Genomic DNA, 13,953 nt, shown 5'->3' with positions numbered 1-13,953 from the left:
GTCACCTCGCTTACATCGGCGATAAATTAAGGAAGAAGCGCTGCAGCCAACCCATATTTTGCGCTTCATTAATGTAGCCGTTACCGACGTACTCAATGCGCGCATCCGCCACCTGAGTGGACGGAACGGTGTTGGTGCCGCTGATGGTGCGTGGATTCACCACGCCCGAGAAGCGAATGAATTCAGTGCCCTGGTTAATGGCGATCTGTTTTTCACCCACAACGTGTAAGTTGCCGTTGACCAGCACCTGGTCAACCGTGACCGTCAGCGTACCGCTAAAGGTATTGCTGGCGTTCGCGCCACCTTTACCGTTAAAGGTATTGCCGCCGGAAGCCTCAACGTCCGCTCGCGCATTGCCGAAGAGCCCTTGCAGATAACGCGGTACGGTGTCAAAGCCAAAATTGGTTTTGCCATCGCGGCTGGCATTCGCCGACGAGCTCTTGCTCGCGCTGACGTTTTCCTGCAGAACAATGGTCAATGTATCGCCGACGTTACGCGGGCGGCGATCTTCAAACAGCGGTTGATAACCGTAATTAATCGGCTGCGCGGTCTGGAAAATAGAGCCGTTTACCACTGGCGCAGGGCCAGGAACGGGTTGGGCAGTCGTCGCACCCTGGACCAATGGTTTAGACGGGATCCAGGCACACCCGCTGAGGGTGACGGCCAGGACAGTCAGTATCGGATAACGAAACGCCGCGTTTTTTTGCATTGCCTTCATCTTCGAAAACAGGGAGCCGGTGCGGCGTTTACCGCACCGGGCTACACCTTAGAGTTGCGTCAGTTTTTGCAGCATCTGATCGGTCGTCGAGACTGCTTTACTGTTAATTTCATACGCGCGCTGAACCTGGATCATATTCACCAGCTCTTCCGCCACGTTCACGTTGGAGGTTTCTACATACCCCTGATACAGCAAACCCGCGCCGTTCAGGCCCGGCGTGCTTTCATTTGGCGTACCGGAGGATTGCGTTTCGGTGTAGAGGTTCTCACCAATGCTTTCCAGACCGGTATCGTTCATGAAGGTGGTCAGGTTAAGCTGTCCGACCTGGACCGGCGCAGCCTGGCCCTGCTGGGTCACGCTGACCACACCGTCGCGGCCGATAGTAATGCTCAGGGCGTTCGCCGGAATGGTGATCGCAGGTTGAACCTGGAAACCGCCCGCCGTCACCAGCTGGCCGTTCTGATCGACCTGGAACGAGCCGTCACGGGTATAGGCAGAAGTACCGTCAGGCAACTGCACCTGGAAGAAGCCCTGACCTTTGATTGCCACGTCTTTACTGTTGTTGGTCTGAGACAGGTTGCCCTGGCTATGCAGACGCTCGGTGGCCACCGGGCGAACACCGGTACCGATCTGCAGACCTGACGGCAGCGTCGTCTGTTCAGAAGACTGCGCGCCCGGCTGACGGATGGTTTGATAAAGCAAATCTTCGAAAACGGCGCGCTGACGCTTGAAACCATTGGTGCTGACGTTTGCCAGGTTGTTGGCAATCACATCCATGTTGGTTTGCTGCGCGTCCAGGCCAGTTTTCGCGATCCATAAAGAACTGATCATAAAGAGTCCTGTTAACTCATAGACAGAAGTTGGTTAGCCTTGCCCGCGTTTTCATCCACGCTGCTGATAATTTTCATCTGCATTTCGAAACGACGGGCGCTGGCGATCATGTCGCTCATGGCGGCTACCGGCTTGACGTTACTGCCTTCCAGAACGCCGGACATCACGCGGATGCTCGGATCGGCCTGTAACGTAGCACCACGGGTAGCCTGAGCAGCCTGGGTCAGACGGAACATCCCGTCGTCACCACGCTGCACCTCTTTGCCTTCCGCTTTTACCAGTTTCAGTCGTCCGACAGGGGCAACGGTATTGGCCGGATCGCCCGGGTTCAACGCGGAGATGGTACCGTCAGCCGCGATGGTCAACTCAGAGCCTTCAGGCACCGTCAGCGGACCCGCTTCCCCCATCACCGGATGACCCTGAATCGTCAACTGGCCGGTTGCACTAACCTGGATATTCCCGTTACGGGTATAGCCTTCGCTGCCATCAGCGGTCTGCACCGCCAGCCAGCCGTCCTGCTGCAGCGCAACGTCCAGCGGGCGTGAGGTGTAATCCATCTGCCCTGGCGTCATATCTGCGCCAGGGGTAGAGGCGGCGACCAGCGTACGGGTCGGCAGGGAAAGACCTTCTACCGGCACCGCGCGCAACGCATTCAGCTGCGCGCGAAAGCCCGGCGTCGAGGCGTTTGCCAGGTTGCTGGCAGTAACGGCCTGCTGATTGAGCGTCTGACTTGCCGCGCCCATCGCGGTATATATTGCGTGATCCATTGCGCTTTCCTGTTAGCCGCTTAACGCAGGTTAACCAGCGTGTTGAGGATCTGATCCTGGGTCTTGATGGTCTGCGCGTTCGACTGATAGTTACGTTGCGCGACAATCATGTTCACCAGCTCTTTACTCAGATCGACGTTTGAGGCTTCCAGCGCACCGTTGGTCAGAGTACCGAAGTTACCGCTTCCCGCCGTACCCAGCAGCGCCACGCCGGAGGACTGGGTAGCCGACCAGACGTTATCGCCTTCAGACTTCAGGCCTTCGTTGTTGGCGAAGTTTGCCAGCACGATCTGACCCAACACCTGAGTCTGTTCGTTGGAATAGTTCCCCACCACGGTACCGTCATCGTTGATCTGATAGCTCACCAGATCGCCCGGCTTGAAGCCGTTCTGGCTGGTCGCCACGATATTGTTTGCGCCGGTGTTCTGCTGCATAGAGTTAGCAAAACTCATGGCGAAGGTCGCAGGGGTCGCACCCGGGATGGTCCCGGTCGTCAGGTTGATGTTTCCACCACCGGTCAACGTCCCGTTATTATCGAAGGTCAGCGTGGTGGCCAGTGCCGCCGTGCTGCCTGCCACGCTACCGTCCTGGGCATACACTTTCCAGGAGTTGGCCGGAGTCGCATCTTTGACGTAAAACAGGTTCATGTTGTGCGCATTACCCTGGCTATCAAAGACGGTTACCGTGCCTTTTTTGTTGTAGGTATCCGGGTTAGCCGGATCAAAGGCGGTGGTCGGTGCGGTGTCGGTGGAGTTGAGGTTAATCTGCTGGGAAGCCGTGGAGGTGGACTTCGCGGCCATCAGCGTGGTCGGGATATTAATCGCCTGTGGATTCGCACCGGTCTGAACCGTTGATGGCGTGCCGGCAACCGGATAACCGGTTAATTGCATCCCCTGCATGTTCACCAGGTTACGGTTCTCGTCCAGCTTAAACTGGCCGTTACGGCTGTAGAACACCGAGCCGTTTGCATCGACCATACGGAAGAACCCATTCTGGCTAATAGCAACGTCCAGACCGCGACCGGTATTGGTGGTGGTGCCGTCGGTAAAGTCCTGAGTGATGCCCGCAACTTTGACGCCCAGACCCACTTTGGAACCGGCAAACATGTCTGCAAAGGAAGCAGAACCGGATTTAAAACCATAGGTCGCGGAGTTGGCGATGTTGTTGCCAATGACATCCAGGTTGGTGGCCGCAGCATTCAGGCCGCTGACCGCTTGAGAAAAGGCCATGACTTACTCCTGATAAGTGTTAAGGCTTAGATAATCTGCCGAACTTCGTCGAGTGTGGTGGTACCTGAGGTACCCAAATCCAGTTTGTTGCCGTCGCCCCCTCTAATCACGCCCTGAACCAGCGCGAACTGCAGCGGCTGCGCCACCAGCTGGGTTGTCCCGTTGCTGGCGCTAATCGCGACTTTGTAGGAGCCATTTGGTGCTTTGGTGCCGTCCGCCAGGCTGCCATCCCAGGTAAAGGTATGAACGCCCGCCTTCAGCTCACCAATGTCGATGGTGCGAACCACCGCGCCAGTCGAGTCGGTGATCGTCGCAGTCACTTTGTCAGCGGCCTGCTGCAATTCAACGCCAAACGGGGTCGTCGTGGTGGTCGAGGTACCGTCTGTGGTGCTGGTGCCGGCAAGAATAGTGGTGCCCGGGATCATTACCCCGTGACCAATCAGGCTGGCCGCCTGCAGAGACTGGCTGCTGTTAATCTGGCCGGAGACGGAACCCAGGGTCGTGTTAAGTTTCTCAATGCCGCTCACGGTACTGATCTGCGCAAGCTGCGTCGTCAGTTCGTTGTTCTGCATTGGGTTCGTGGGATCCTGGTTCTTCAACTGAGCCACCAGCAGCGTCAGAAAGCTGCTCTGCAAATCGGAGGCGTTACTTCCCGTCAGGGAGCTGGAGCTTGTCGAACTTTGGGTGTTATTAACACCCGTGTTCGTGGGATCATTCACATTGACGGCGATGGACATGCGTGTCTCCTTTACTGGCCGAGAGTGAGTGTTTTGAGCATCATGCTCTTCACGGTATTAAGCACTTCGACGTTCGCCTGGTAGCTACGAGAGGCCGACATGGAGTTCACCATCTCACCTACCACATCCACGTTTGGCATCTTCACGTATCCGTTAGCGTCCGCAAGCGGGTTACCGGGCTCATACACCAGCTTGTCCGGCGCCTGGCTCTCTACCACGTCAGACACCTTCACGCCGCCCGTCGCCGCACCGGGCGCCGCATCGACCTGAAAGACGACCTGTTTGGCACGGTAAGGCTGTCCGTCAGGTCCGGTCACGCTGTCGGCGTTCGCCAAGTTACTGGCCGCCACGTTCAGACGTTTGGACTGAGCGGTTAACGCCGAACCGGCGATATCAAAAATGTTCAGCAAGGCCATTTATCAGTTGCCCCCCTGCAGGACGTTCATCATGCCTTTGATTTGTCCGCCGAGTAGGGTCAGGCCCGTCTGGTATTTCAGGCTGTTATCGGCGAACTGCGTACGCTCCCGGTCCATATCCACGGTGTTACCGTCGAGTGATGGCTGGTCGGGGATGCGATAAAGTAAATCGGTCGCTGGCGCGGTCATCGCCTGAGCAGGAATATGGCGAGAGGATGTCATGGCAAGTGCAACACCCGTTCCTTCGGCACGTCCACGCTCCATCACCTTTTTGAGTTCACTGGAAAAATCAATATCGCGCGCCTGATACCCGGGCGTATCGGCATTAGCGATGTTGGCGGCTAAAATCTCCTGCCGCTGGGCGCGTAAATTGAGCGCTTCCTGCTGAAAACGTAACGCGGCGTCGAGTTTATCGAGCATGTCTCCTCCGCTGATGGCAAAATTTCAGTTCACAGCTTAAATCTCACCCGGTCTCCCCTATCGACGGAATAAGCGCAAAATGCGTCGCTATTTATTCCGTTGATGCAAAACCACTGCAGGTAGAATTCAGTCAACTCTGGAAACGGTGGAACTTGCGATGCAAACGTTAAAACGTGGTCTGGTGGCGGCTTTCTTGCTGTTTAGCCCTCTGGTGCAGGCTGAAGGTTTACAGGATCAGTTAACGGCTTTCTTTGCCCAAAAGCTGGCAGGCTTTAGCGATGACGTTACCGTTACCGTACGTACGCCCCCGAATCTGTACCCCACCTGTGAGCAACCGTCATTCAGCGTCACGGGAACCACGAAGCTGTGGGGCAATGTGAACGTGCTGGCTCGCTGCGCCAACGAAAAACGCTATTTACAGGTTGCCGTTCAGGCGACGGGCAATTATGTTGTTGCCGCCGTGCCTATTGCGCGTGGCAGCCTGCTGCAGGCAAACAGCGTGACGTTGAAGCGCGGGCGCCTGGATCAGCTCCCGCCACGGACAATGCTGGAAATGAACCAGGCACAGGATGCCGTCAGCCTGCGCGATGTTGCGCCAGGCCAGCCGATTCAGCTTTCAATGCTGCGCCAGGCATGGCGTGTCAAAGCGGGACAGCAGGTGATGGTTGTGGCCAACGGAGACGGCTTTAGCATCAACAGTGAAGGGAAAGCGTTAAACAATGCCGCGGTCGCGCAAAACGCCCGCGTCAGAATGTCCTCAGGCCAGGTGGTGAGCGGAACCGTCGATTCTGATGGGAATATTCTGATTAACCTATAATCTTTTTAAAGATTTCGCGGCGCGTGCCGATAAATATTCAACTAATGATGATGTCAGGCGCAAACGCCGCGAACCCTCGATGAGGACAACACTATGAGCATTGATCGTACATCAGCCCTGAAGCCGGTAAGCGCTGTACAGCCTCGCGAAACGAATGACGCTACCCCTCAGAAAACGCGTCTGGAAAAACCGTCAACGTCTAACAGCACCAGCGTGACGCTGAGCGATGCCCAGGCAAAACTGATGCAGCCCGGCAGCAACGATATCAATATGGAACGTGTGGAAGCGCTGAAAACGGCAATTCGTAACGGCGAGCTGAAAATGGACACCAGCAAAATCGCTGATGCCCTGATTCAGGAAGCACAGAGTTTCTTACAGAGTAACTAACCGTATGAGTCGACTGTCAGAAATACTGGATCACATGACGGTTGTCCTGAACGACCTGAAAACGGTAATGGACGCTGAACAGCAGCACCTCTCTTCCGGTAACATCAACGGCAGTGCGCTGCAGCGGATTACTGAGGATAAGAGTTCGCTTCTGGCGACGCTGGATTATCTGGAGCAGCAACGACGCGCTGAGCAGGATCCTAAGCGCAGCGCCAATGACGATATTGTTGAGCGCTGGCAGACCATAACGGAAAAAACCCAGCACCTGCGCGACCTCAACCAGCATAACGGCTGGCTGCTTGAAGGCCAGATAGAGCGTAATCAGCAGGCGCTTGAAGTGTTGAAGCCGCATAAAGAAACCGGACTGTACGGTGCGGATGGTCAGACAGCGACGGCGCGCATTGCGGGTGTGAAAAAGATTTCGATTTGACGCATATGCGGCAAATCATGCAGTGGGGAGCACCCTAAGGTGAACTCCCCTTTTGGCGTTTATGCCGTACGGCGGGCAAACTCTTTCACTTTGAAGCCCAGTACGGCGAGCGTGGCAAAGTAAGCTACCACCCCGACGCCCACCACGGCCATCAGCCGCATCAGACGATAAGGCATCGTGCCCTGGGACCACTCTGGCATAACATGCATCATCCCGAGTAATGCCGCAGACATCACCAGTACTGCAATAATCAACCGCACAAGGAAGCTCGCCCAGCCCGGCTGCGGCGTAAAGATATCCTGCTTGCGCAGTTGCCAGTACAACAGCCCGGCATTCAGACAGGCCGCCAGACCAATAGACAGCGACAGACCGGCATGCTTCAGCGGGCCGATAAACGCCAGGTTCATCAGCTGCGTCATAATCAGCGTCACAATGGCAATTTTCACCGGCGTTTTAATGTCCTGACGCGAGTAGAACCCCGGTGCCAGCACCTTGACGACAATCAGCCCCATCAAGCCGACGGAGTAGGCAATCAGCGCCCGCTGGGTCATCGCGGCGTCAAAGGCAGTAAATTTACCGTACTGGAACAGGGACACCGTCAGCGGCTTGGCCAGAATCCCCAGCGCCACCGCACTTGGCAATGCCAGCAGGAAGCAGAGACGTAACCCCCAGTCCATCAGGCGGCAGTATTCATCATGGTTGCCGCTGGCAAAGCTTTTTGACAGCGACGGCAGCAGGATGGTCCCCAGCGCCACGCCCAGCACACCGGATGGAAACTCCATCAGACGGTCCGCGTAGTACATCCACGACACAGAGCCCGACACCAGGAAAGAGGCAAAGATGGTGTTGATGATAAGCGAGATCTGGCTGACGGAGACGCCAAGAATGGCGGGCCCCATCTGCTTAATCACGCGCATCGCGCCGGCATCTTTGAGATTAATGCGCGGCAACACCAGCATACCGATTTTCTTCAGGTGCGGCAGCTGATACGCCAGCTGCAGCACGCCGCCCACGGTTACCGCCCAGGCCAGCGCCAGTACCGGTGGGTTGAAATGCGGCGCGGCGAACAGGGCAAAACCGATCATGCTGACGTTAAGGAACGTCGGCGCAAACGCCGGAACGGAGAAACGGTTCCAGGTGTTCAGTATCGCCCCCACCAGCGAGGCCAGCGAGATCAGCAGAATATAGGGGAAGGTAATGCGCAGCAGCTGCGAGGTCAGTGCAAATTTATCAGCCGTATCGGCAAAACCGGGGGCGGTCACCAGAATCACCCACGGCGCGGCCAGCATCCCGATAACGGTCACCACGGCCAGCGCCAGGGTCAGTAGTCCCGAAACGTAAGAGACAAAGACGCGGGTCGCATCCTCGCCCTGCTTGCTTTTATATTCCGCGAGAATAGGCACAAATGCCTGCGAAAATGCCCCTTCCGCAAAAATACGACGCAACAGATTTGGCAATTTGAACGCGACGAAAAAGGCGTCCGTCGCCATTCCTGCACCAAAAACCCTTGCCACAATCGCGTCACGTGCAAAGCCCAGCACGCGAGAAAACATGGTCATCGAGCTGACTGCCGCCAGCGATTTTAATAAGTTCATTAACGTGAATTTCCAGAACCATACGGATTTGTAGGCCGGGTTAGCGTAAGCGCCACCCGGCAAAGCCAACAAGCGGCGCTTAGTCTAACCGGATTTCATCGAATTACTATCGGCAGATGTTACAGCGAATTATTCACTCATGGCATCGCGCCAGAGCCTTTCCACAATGCGCTGCGCCAGAATGGCCTGCTCGCCGGACGTTTCAGGAACCGTCTGATTTTGCACACAGGTGATGAAGTGACGGGCACATCCTGCGAAACCACGCTGCTCAAGCGTACTTTGCCACCCGGGTGCAGGAGGCGTAACAACGCCATTGCCCTTCTCTTCGCGCCACTCGCGCATATCGGTAATGTCATACAGCGCACCGTCGGTGACGGCCTGAACGAACTCACGCTGGCTGCCCGCACGACGGTGCATACTGGTGGTAATCTGAAGATGCTCAACGGCAAAATGGTGTTCCGCGTACACCATCTCCCCCCGTTCGTTAGTGACCAGGGTGCCGCTTTTCAGCTGTGCATTACCGTTGCTCAGCCACAGCGCGGTATCCACCACGTGAAGATAATCATCAAGAAGGGTAAAACGCAGATCGTTCGGCCCTACGCTGTCGGTACGATGCTTATCCATACGCAGCGAAGCCATATTGCCGGACTGCGCTTTCAGCTGCTGGTAAAGCGGCGAAAAGCGGCGGTTAAACCCCACCATCAGGGTCAGGTTTTTACGCGCCGCCAGATCAATCAGGCGTTCGGCGTCCTGTACGTTTTCCGCCAGCGGTTTATCCACGCAGACGTGGACGCCCGCATTGAGCAGCTCGCTTACCACCTGATAGTGGGTGGCCGTGGAGGTATGCACAAAGACGGCATCACACTCGCGGGCCAGATCCTGCAGGGAGGCGGCATACGGAATGCGCCAGGTTGCGCAGATACGCTCTGCTTTTTCACGGCCAGGAGACCATGCGCCTTGTAGCGTCCAGTCGGTCGCAGCCCCTAAAACCGGTAGCCAGGCTTTTTGCGCTATTCCGCCCAGCCCCACGACGCCAATGCGTAATTTTTTCACCGTCAGTCTCCCAAATGTGCCAGTAATGCATCCAGACGTTGTTTCAACCCGGCAACCTCACCTTCCAGAGCCTCCACACGGGCAACCAAATCGTCATCGCCAGTTGTTATATCGGTTACAGGAGACGTAACTGAAATATCAACGTCACCGCAGAAGAGATGCATATAGCGGCTTTCACGTTTACCCGGCTCGCGGGCCAGACGGACAACGTACGGGCCATCTTCACGTGCGGCCAGCCCCTCCAGCGTCTGCTCAACTTCCTGCATGTCGCTAAACTCATGCATACGGGAAGCACGCGTGCGCAGCTCCCCCGGCGTCTGCGCCCCGCGCAACAGCAGCGTAGTAACGACCGCCACTTCGGCGCTGCTCAGCTTCAGGTCGCCAAATTCGAAGTTACAGAAACGCTGTTCGTATTTGGTCACGCGGTTACCGAAGCCGCTGACGGTGCGCAGATAGTGGCGTTTTACCAGCGCATCCAGCACGTCCTGAACGTCATGCTCGCTGAGGTTCATCACCGGCTCACGGTTCGTTTTTTGGTTACAGGCCATGGTCACGGCGTTAACAGAAAGCGGATACTGTTCCGGCGTGGTGACCTGTTTTTCGAGTAAGCACCCAATCACGCGCGCTTCTGTACCGTTTAGCTGATACTTCATCTTTTCTCCTTAACGACCTGCAGTCCAGTCACGGGTGGTTAACGCCGTCAGCACGTGGTCACGCCACTCGCCGTCTATCAACAAATAGTCTTTGGCGTAACCTTCTTTCTCGAACCCTAAGCGCGCCAGTAAATTTCCGCTGCGCTGATTATGCGGCATATAGTTCGCCATAATGCGATGAATGTGTTGCGTACGTTGTATATAGCGGATGGCCGCCGTTAACGCCTCGTACATCAGCCCCTGCCCCTGCCATTTCTGACCGATAGAGTAGCCAAGGTAACAGGCATGAAACGACCCGCGCACCACATTCGAGAAATTAGCGATCCCGATAATTTCTTTTTCTTCTGGATCCAGCAACGCAAAATAAAACGCGCTACCCTGCTTATGAAATTCCGCAATCATGCTGAGGCGCGCCTGCCAGCCGGAGGGGTAACAATGGCTCTCATCCCGAACGGGTTCCCAGGGTTTCAAAAACTGGCGATTCTCGGCGTAATAATCCGCCAGACGCCAGGCATCACGCTCATGCACCAGACGAACGACCAGCCGGTCCGTTGTCAGACGCACTTTTGGCACATTACTGCGATAGCCAAACATCAATACCACTCCTTCCCGTCACTTCAGCTTGCCCATTAGCTTTACTATACCTGCGCCCGTGCCGTCTGTGAAAACAGTGACATACCATTTTCACCTCTTTTCCCCTTTTTCAATGAAAACTCTCTATCAAAGCACCCTTTTGATAAAAAAATATTGTCGCGTCCAGGGGTGGGAAAAAACGTGGCGACACCGCAGAATGTTAGCGTGCTCACCTTCTTATTTTCCCTGGAGGGAAAATGTCCCGCGTATCACAGGCGAGGAGCCTGGGTAAATATTTCCTGTTAGTCGATAACATGCTGGTCGTGCTCGGCTTTTTTGTCGTATTCCCTCTCATCTCGATCCGCTTTGTCGATCAAATGGGCTGGGCGGCGGTAATGGTCGGTATTGCCCTGGGACTGCGTCAGTTTGTCCAGCAGGGTCTGGGCGTCTTTGGCGGCGCGATCGCTGACCGCTTTGGCGCTAAACCGATGATCGTGACCGGTATGCTGCTCCGCGCGGCAGGCTTTGCCACGATGGCCGTTGCCCACGAGCCCTGGCTGCTCTGGTTCTCCTGCTTCCTCTCAGGTATCGGCGGCACGCTGTTTGACCCGCCCCGTACCGCGCTGGTGGTGAAGCTGATTCGCCCGCAGCACCGGGGGCGTTTCTTCTCCATTCTGATGATGCAGGACAGTGCCGGCGCGGTGGTTGGCGCATTGCTGGGAAGCTGGCTGCTGCAGTACGATTTCCGTCTGGTCTGTGCGGCCGGGGCGGTACTCTTTATTCTGTGCGCACTGTTTAACGGTCTCTATCTTCCCGCCTGGAAACTGTCGACGGTAAAAGCGCCGGTGCGCGAAGGGCTAGGTCGCGTGCTTCGCGACAAGCGTTTTGTCACCTACGTATTGACCCTGACCGGGTATTACATGCTGGCCGTGCAGGTGATGCTGATGCTGCCGATCATGGTAAACGATATTGCGGGCACGCCTGCTGCCGTTAAATGGATGTACGCCATTGAAGCCTGCCTGTCACTGACGCTGCTCTACCCCATCGCCCGCTGGAGCGAACGGCGTTTTCGCCTGGAACATCGCCTGATGGCCGGGCTGTTTCTGATGACGCTGAGCATGATGCCGATCGGTCTGGTGAGCTCGCTCCAGCAGCTGTTTACACTGATTTGCACCTTCTATATCGGCTCCATCATCGCCGAGCCCGCCCGGGAAACGCTGAGCGCCTCGCTTGCGGACGCGCGTGCCCGCGGCAGCTATATGGGATTCAGCCGACTCGGTCTGGCCTTTGGTGGCGCGTTAGGCTACACCGGTGGCGGCTGGCTGTTCGATGCCGGTAAAGCGCTGAATCAACCGGAACTGCCGTGGATGATGCTCGGCGCAGTGGGCTTTATGACGTTACTGGCCCTCTGGTGGCAGTTCAGCCAGAAGCGCAGCGCGAGCGGTATGCTCGAGCCGGGCGCATAATCCTTCTCGTTGGCGGGAGAACTCTCCCGCCTCACTTCTCAGTATTTTCTGCTGGTTTCTGCCATTTCACACTGACATACTGACGCTACAGGACAGAAGCGCCGATTTTTCGTTGAGGAACACCATGAAGAAAATTGTCATTGCCGCCGCATTTATCGTTAGCGGCCTGCTGGTGGGCTGCAATCAGCTTACGCAATACACCGTCAGTGAACAGGAAATTAATCAGGCGCTGGAAAAACATAACAATTTCTCCAAAGACATTGGTGTGCCAGGCCTTGCCGATGCGCATATCATTCTCACCAATCTCACCAGTCAGATTGGTCGTGAAGAGCCCAATAAAGTCACCCTCGCCGGGGATGCCAGCCTTGATATGACCTCCCTTTTTGGCAACCAGAAAGCCAACATCAAGCTCAAGCTGAAGGCACTTCCGGTTTTCAACAAAGAGAAGGGCGCGATTTTCCTGCAGGAGATGGAAGTGGTCGATGCGCAGGTTTCACCGGACAAGATGGCACCGGTTCTGCAAACCCTGATGCCCTATCTGAACCAGTCGCTGCGTAACTATTTCAATCAGCAACCGGCGTATGTCTTAAGCGAAGACAAAAGTAAGGGTGAAGCCCTTGCGAAAAAATACGCAAAAGGGATAGAGGTGAAACCGGGAGAAATCATCATTCCTTTCACCGATTAACCTGAAGGGCGCTGCGGCGCCCTTTTTTTTACGGAAAAGTGTGCAAACGAAAACGTTTCCGCTTATGATTTGTGTCCGGCAAAAACAGCCATCCTTATGACTGATTCCTGACAAGCCGGAGCTTCCATGACTGCACAACCCCAGGTTCTTAAAATCCGCCGCCCTGACGACTGGCATATCCATCTGCGCGATGGCGATATGCTGAAAACCGTCGTGCCTTATACCAGTGAAATTTATGGCCGCGCGATTGTCATGCCAAACCTGGTTCCGCCAGTCACCACCGTCGATTCCGCGATTGCCTACCGCCAGCGCATTCTGGATGCCGTCCCGGCTGGACATAATTTCACCCCGCTGATGACCTGCTATCTGACCGATTCTCTCGATCCGGACGAAGTTGAGCGCGGGTTTAACGAAGGCGTTTTTACGGCGGCGAAACTCTATCCTGCAAACGCCACCACCAACTCCAGCCACGGCGTCACCAGCATTGATGCCATCATGCCGGTGCTGGAACGTATGCAGAAACTGGGCATGCCGTTGCTGGTACACGGCGAAGTCACGCATGCCGAGATTGATATCTTCGACCGTGAAGCCCGCTTTATCGAGACCGTGATGGAACCGCTGCGTCAGCGCCTGCCTGCGCTTAAAGTGGTCTTTGAACATATCACCACCAAAGACGCCGCAGAGTATGTGCGTGACGGCAACGAGTTGATTGCCGCCACCATCACCCCGCAGCATCTGATGTTTAACCGTAACCACATGCTGGTAGGCGGGGTACGCCCTCACCTGTACTGCCTGCCGATCCTTAAGCGCAACGTTCACCAGCAGGCGCTGCGCGAACTGGTTGCCAGCGGTTTCTCACGCGCTTTCCTCGGCACAGACTCCGCGCCTCACGCCCGCCATCGTAAAGAGGCGAGCTGCGGCTGCGCAGGCTGTTTCAACGCCCCTACGGCCCTTGCCAGCTATGCAACGGTATTTGAAGAGATGAACGCGCTGGAACATTTCGAAGCGTTCTGCTCCCTCAACGGCCCGCGCTTTTACGGCCTGCCGGTCAATGACACGTTCATTGAACTGGAGCGCAAAGCGAGCCAGGTGGAGGCATCCATTGCCCTGACGGATGATACGCTGATCCCCTTCCTGGCAGGCGAAACCGTCAACTGGACGGTAAAACGCTAAATA

17 protein-coding genes are annotated in these 13,953 nt (G+C 56.0%); 6 read left to right on the top strand and 11 right to left on the bottom strand.

The features are described from left to right. Positions 1 to 10 precede the first annotated feature (10 nt). From flgH to flgB, 7 genes are read right to left on the bottom strand one after another with little or no spacing between them, the layout of a single operon-like run. The gene (gene flgH, locus ACOTXR_RS03840) at positions 11 to 709 is read right to left on the bottom strand and encodes a flagellar basal body L-ring protein FlgH (protein ID WP_003857987.1); all 699 of its coding nucleotides are present in this window, start codon (positions 707 to 709) and stop codon (positions 11 to 13) included. A gap of 57 nt (positions 710 to 766) precedes the next feature. Next, positions 767 to 1,549 (bottom strand): flagellar basal-body rod protein FlgG, encoded by a 783-nt coding sequence (gene flgG, locus ACOTXR_RS03835; protein ID WP_008500810.1) that lies wholly within the window; start codon positions 1,547 to 1,549, stop codon positions 767 to 769. A gap of 11 nt (positions 1,550 to 1,560) precedes the next feature. Beyond that, positions 1,561 to 2,316: a flagellar basal body rod protein FlgF gene (locus ACOTXR_RS03830; RefSeq protein ID WP_014883365.1), complete on the bottom strand. Its 756-nt coding sequence runs from the start codon at positions 2,314 to 2,316 to the stop codon at positions 1,561 to 1,563. 20 nt (positions 2,317 to 2,336) lie between these two features. Next, positions 2,337 to 3,545, bottom strand: coding sequence for a flagellar hook protein FlgE (gene flgE / locus ACOTXR_RS03825; RefSeq protein ID WP_014883364.1), 1,209 nt, complete (start codon positions 3,543 to 3,545; stop codon positions 2,337 to 2,339). 26 nt (positions 3,546 to 3,571) lie between these two features. Then, positions 3,572 to 4,282 carry a flagellar hook assembly protein FlgD gene (gene flgD / locus ACOTXR_RS03820; RefSeq protein ID WP_014883363.1) on the bottom strand — a complete coding sequence of 237 codons (711 nt, stop codon included), beginning with the start codon at positions 4,280 to 4,282 and terminating at the stop codon, positions 3,572 to 3,574. Positions 4,283 to 4,293: 11 nt separating this feature from the next. Beyond that, positions 4,294 to 4,698 carry a flagellar basal body rod protein FlgC gene (flgC, locus tag ACOTXR_RS03815; RefSeq protein WP_013097138.1) on the bottom strand — a complete coding sequence of 135 codons (405 nt, stop codon included), beginning with the start codon at positions 4,696 to 4,698 and terminating at the stop codon, positions 4,294 to 4,296. A 3-nt stretch (positions 4,699 to 4,701) separates the two neighbouring features. Beyond that, complete coding sequence (gene flgB, locus ACOTXR_RS03810; protein WP_014883362.1) at positions 4,702 to 5,118, bottom strand: flagellar basal body rod protein FlgB; 417 nt, start codon at positions 5,116 to 5,118, stop codon at positions 4,702 to 4,704. A 157-nt stretch (positions 5,119 to 5,275) separates the two neighbouring features. Here flgB and flgA point away from each other — a divergent pair, with 157 nt between their 5' ends. The 3 genes from flgA to flgN all read left to right on the top strand — a co-directional run bounded on the left by flgA (position 5,276) and on the right by flgN (position 6,752). Then, complete coding sequence (flgA, locus tag ACOTXR_RS03805) at positions 5,276 to 5,935, top strand: flagellar basal body P-ring formation chaperone FlgA (protein ID WP_045269405.1); 660 nt, start codon at positions 5,276 to 5,278, stop codon at positions 5,933 to 5,935. Positions 5,936 to 6,028: 93 nt separating this feature from the next. Next, complete coding sequence (gene flgM / locus ACOTXR_RS03800) at positions 6,029 to 6,322, top strand: flagellar biosynthesis anti-sigma factor FlgM (protein ID WP_014883360.1); 294 nt, start codon at positions 6,029 to 6,031, stop codon at positions 6,320 to 6,322. 4 nt (positions 6,323 to 6,326) lie between these two features. Next, positions 6,327 to 6,752, top strand: coding sequence for a flagella biosynthesis chaperone FlgN (flgN, locus tag ACOTXR_RS03795; protein ID WP_014883359.1), 426 nt, complete (start codon positions 6,327 to 6,329; stop codon positions 6,750 to 6,752). 59 nt (positions 6,753 to 6,811) lie between these two features. Here flgN and murJ read toward each other — a convergent pair whose 3' ends face one another. The 4 genes from murJ to rimJ form a co-directional block, all read right to left on the bottom strand. Further along, positions 6,812 to 8,347: a murein biosynthesis integral membrane protein MurJ gene (gene murJ / locus ACOTXR_RS03790; protein WP_045269404.1), complete on the bottom strand. Its 1,536-nt coding sequence runs from the start codon at positions 8,345 to 8,347 to the stop codon at positions 6,812 to 6,814. Positions 8,348 to 8,476: 129 nt separating this feature from the next. Then, positions 8,477 to 9,400: a Gfo/Idh/MocA family protein gene (locus ACOTXR_RS03785; protein ID WP_058689762.1), complete on the bottom strand. Its 924-nt coding sequence runs from the start codon at positions 9,398 to 9,400 to the stop codon at positions 8,477 to 8,479. A gap of 2 nt (positions 9,401 to 9,402) precedes the next feature. Then, a complete protein-coding gene (locus tag ACOTXR_RS03780; protein WP_058689763.1) occupies positions 9,403 to 10,053 on the bottom strand; it encodes a YceH family protein in 651 nt (216 codons plus the stop codon). Between the two features lie 9 nt (positions 10,054 to 10,062). After that, positions 10,063 to 10,647 (bottom strand): ribosomal protein S5-alanine N-acetyltransferase, encoded by a 585-nt coding sequence (gene rimJ, locus ACOTXR_RS03775; protein WP_058689764.1) that lies wholly within the window; start codon positions 10,645 to 10,647, stop codon positions 10,063 to 10,065. A 236-nt stretch (positions 10,648 to 10,883) separates the two neighbouring features. Between rimJ and mdtH the strand changes: the two genes are divergently transcribed. The 3 genes from mdtH (at position 10,884) to pyrC (ending at position 13,950) form a co-directional block, all read left to right on the top strand. Then, a complete protein-coding gene (gene mdtH, locus ACOTXR_RS03770; RefSeq protein WP_014883354.1) occupies positions 10,884 to 12,092 on the top strand; it encodes a multidrug efflux MFS transporter MdtH in 1,209 nt (402 codons plus the stop codon). A 124-nt stretch (positions 12,093 to 12,216) separates the two neighbouring features. After that, positions 12,217 to 12,777 (top strand): lipoprotein, encoded by a 561-nt coding sequence (locus tag ACOTXR_RS03765; RefSeq protein ID WP_014883353.1) that lies wholly within the window; start codon positions 12,217 to 12,219, stop codon positions 12,775 to 12,777. A 126-nt stretch (positions 12,778 to 12,903) separates the two neighbouring features. Next, on the top strand, positions 12,904 to 13,950 hold the full coding sequence (gene pyrC / locus ACOTXR_RS03760) for a dihydroorotase (RefSeq protein ID WP_058689765.1): 1,047 nt from the start codon (positions 12,904 to 12,906) through the stop codon (positions 13,948 to 13,950). The last annotated feature ends 3 nt before the right edge of the window (positions 13,951 to 13,953 follow it).

The organism is Enterobacter cloacae complex sp. IR53030, assembly GCF_049238365.1.
Taxonomy (GTDB): Bacteria; Pseudomonadota; Gammaproteobacteria; order Enterobacterales; family Enterobacteriaceae; genus Enterobacter; species Enterobacter kobei.
This window is presented reverse-complemented; position numbering and strand designations above follow the sequence as displayed.

Bases quoted from the DNA above. Each gene is read 5' to 3' on its own strand.
- mdtH (WP_014883354.1), top strand. From the start codon at position 10,884: ATGTCCCGCGTATCACAGGCGAGGAGCCTGGGTAAATATTTCCTGTTA.
- flgH (WP_003857987.1), bottom strand. From the start codon at position 709: ATGCAAAAAAACGCGGCGTTTCGTTATCCGATACTGACTGTCCTGGCC.
- pyrC (WP_058689765.1), top strand. From the start codon at position 12,904: ATGACTGCACAACCCCAGGTTCTTAAAATCCGCCGCCCTGACGACTGG.
- ACOTXR_RS03780 (WP_058689763.1), bottom strand. From the start codon at position 10,053: ATGAAGTATCAGCTAAACGGTACAGAAGCGCGCGTGATTGGGTGCTTA.
- flgG (WP_008500810.1), bottom strand. From the start codon at position 1,549: ATGATCAGTTCTTTATGGATCGCGAAAACTGGCCTGGACGCGCAGCAA.
- rimJ (WP_058689764.1), bottom strand. From the start codon at position 10,647: ATGTTTGGCTATCGCAGTAATGTGCCAAAAGTGCGTCTGACAACGGAC.
- flgM (WP_014883360.1), top strand. From the start codon at position 6,029: ATGAGCATTGATCGTACATCAGCCCTGAAGCCGGTAAGCGCTGTACAG.
- flgA (WP_045269405.1), top strand. From the start codon at position 5,276: ATGCAAACGTTAAAACGTGGTCTGGTGGCGGCTTTCTTGCTGTTTAGC.
- flgC (WP_013097138.1), bottom strand. From the start codon at position 4,698: ATGGCCTTGCTGAACATTTTTGATATCGCCGGTTCGGCGTTAACCGCT.
- flgE (WP_014883364.1), bottom strand. From the start codon at position 3,545: ATGGCCTTTTCTCAAGCGGTCAGCGGCCTGAATGCTGCGGCCACCAAC.
- flgN (WP_014883359.1), top strand. From the start codon at position 6,327: ATGAGTCGACTGTCAGAAATACTGGATCACATGACGGTTGTCCTGAAC.
- ACOTXR_RS03830 (WP_014883365.1), bottom strand. From the start codon at position 2,316: ATGGATCACGCAATATATACCGCGATGGGCGCGGCAAGTCAGACGCTC.
- ACOTXR_RS03765 (WP_014883353.1), top strand. From the start codon at position 12,217: ATGAAGAAAATTGTCATTGCCGCCGCATTTATCGTTAGCGGCCTGCTG.
- flgB (WP_014883362.1), bottom strand. From the start codon at position 5,118: ATGCTCGATAAACTCGACGCCGCGTTACGTTTTCAGCAGGAAGCGCTC.
- flgD (WP_014883363.1), bottom strand. From the start codon at position 4,282: ATGTCCATCGCCGTCAATGTGAATGATCCCACGAACACGGGTGTTAAT.
- murJ (WP_045269404.1), bottom strand. From the start codon at position 8,347: ATGAACTTATTAAAATCGCTGGCGGCAGTCAGCTCGATGACCATGTTT.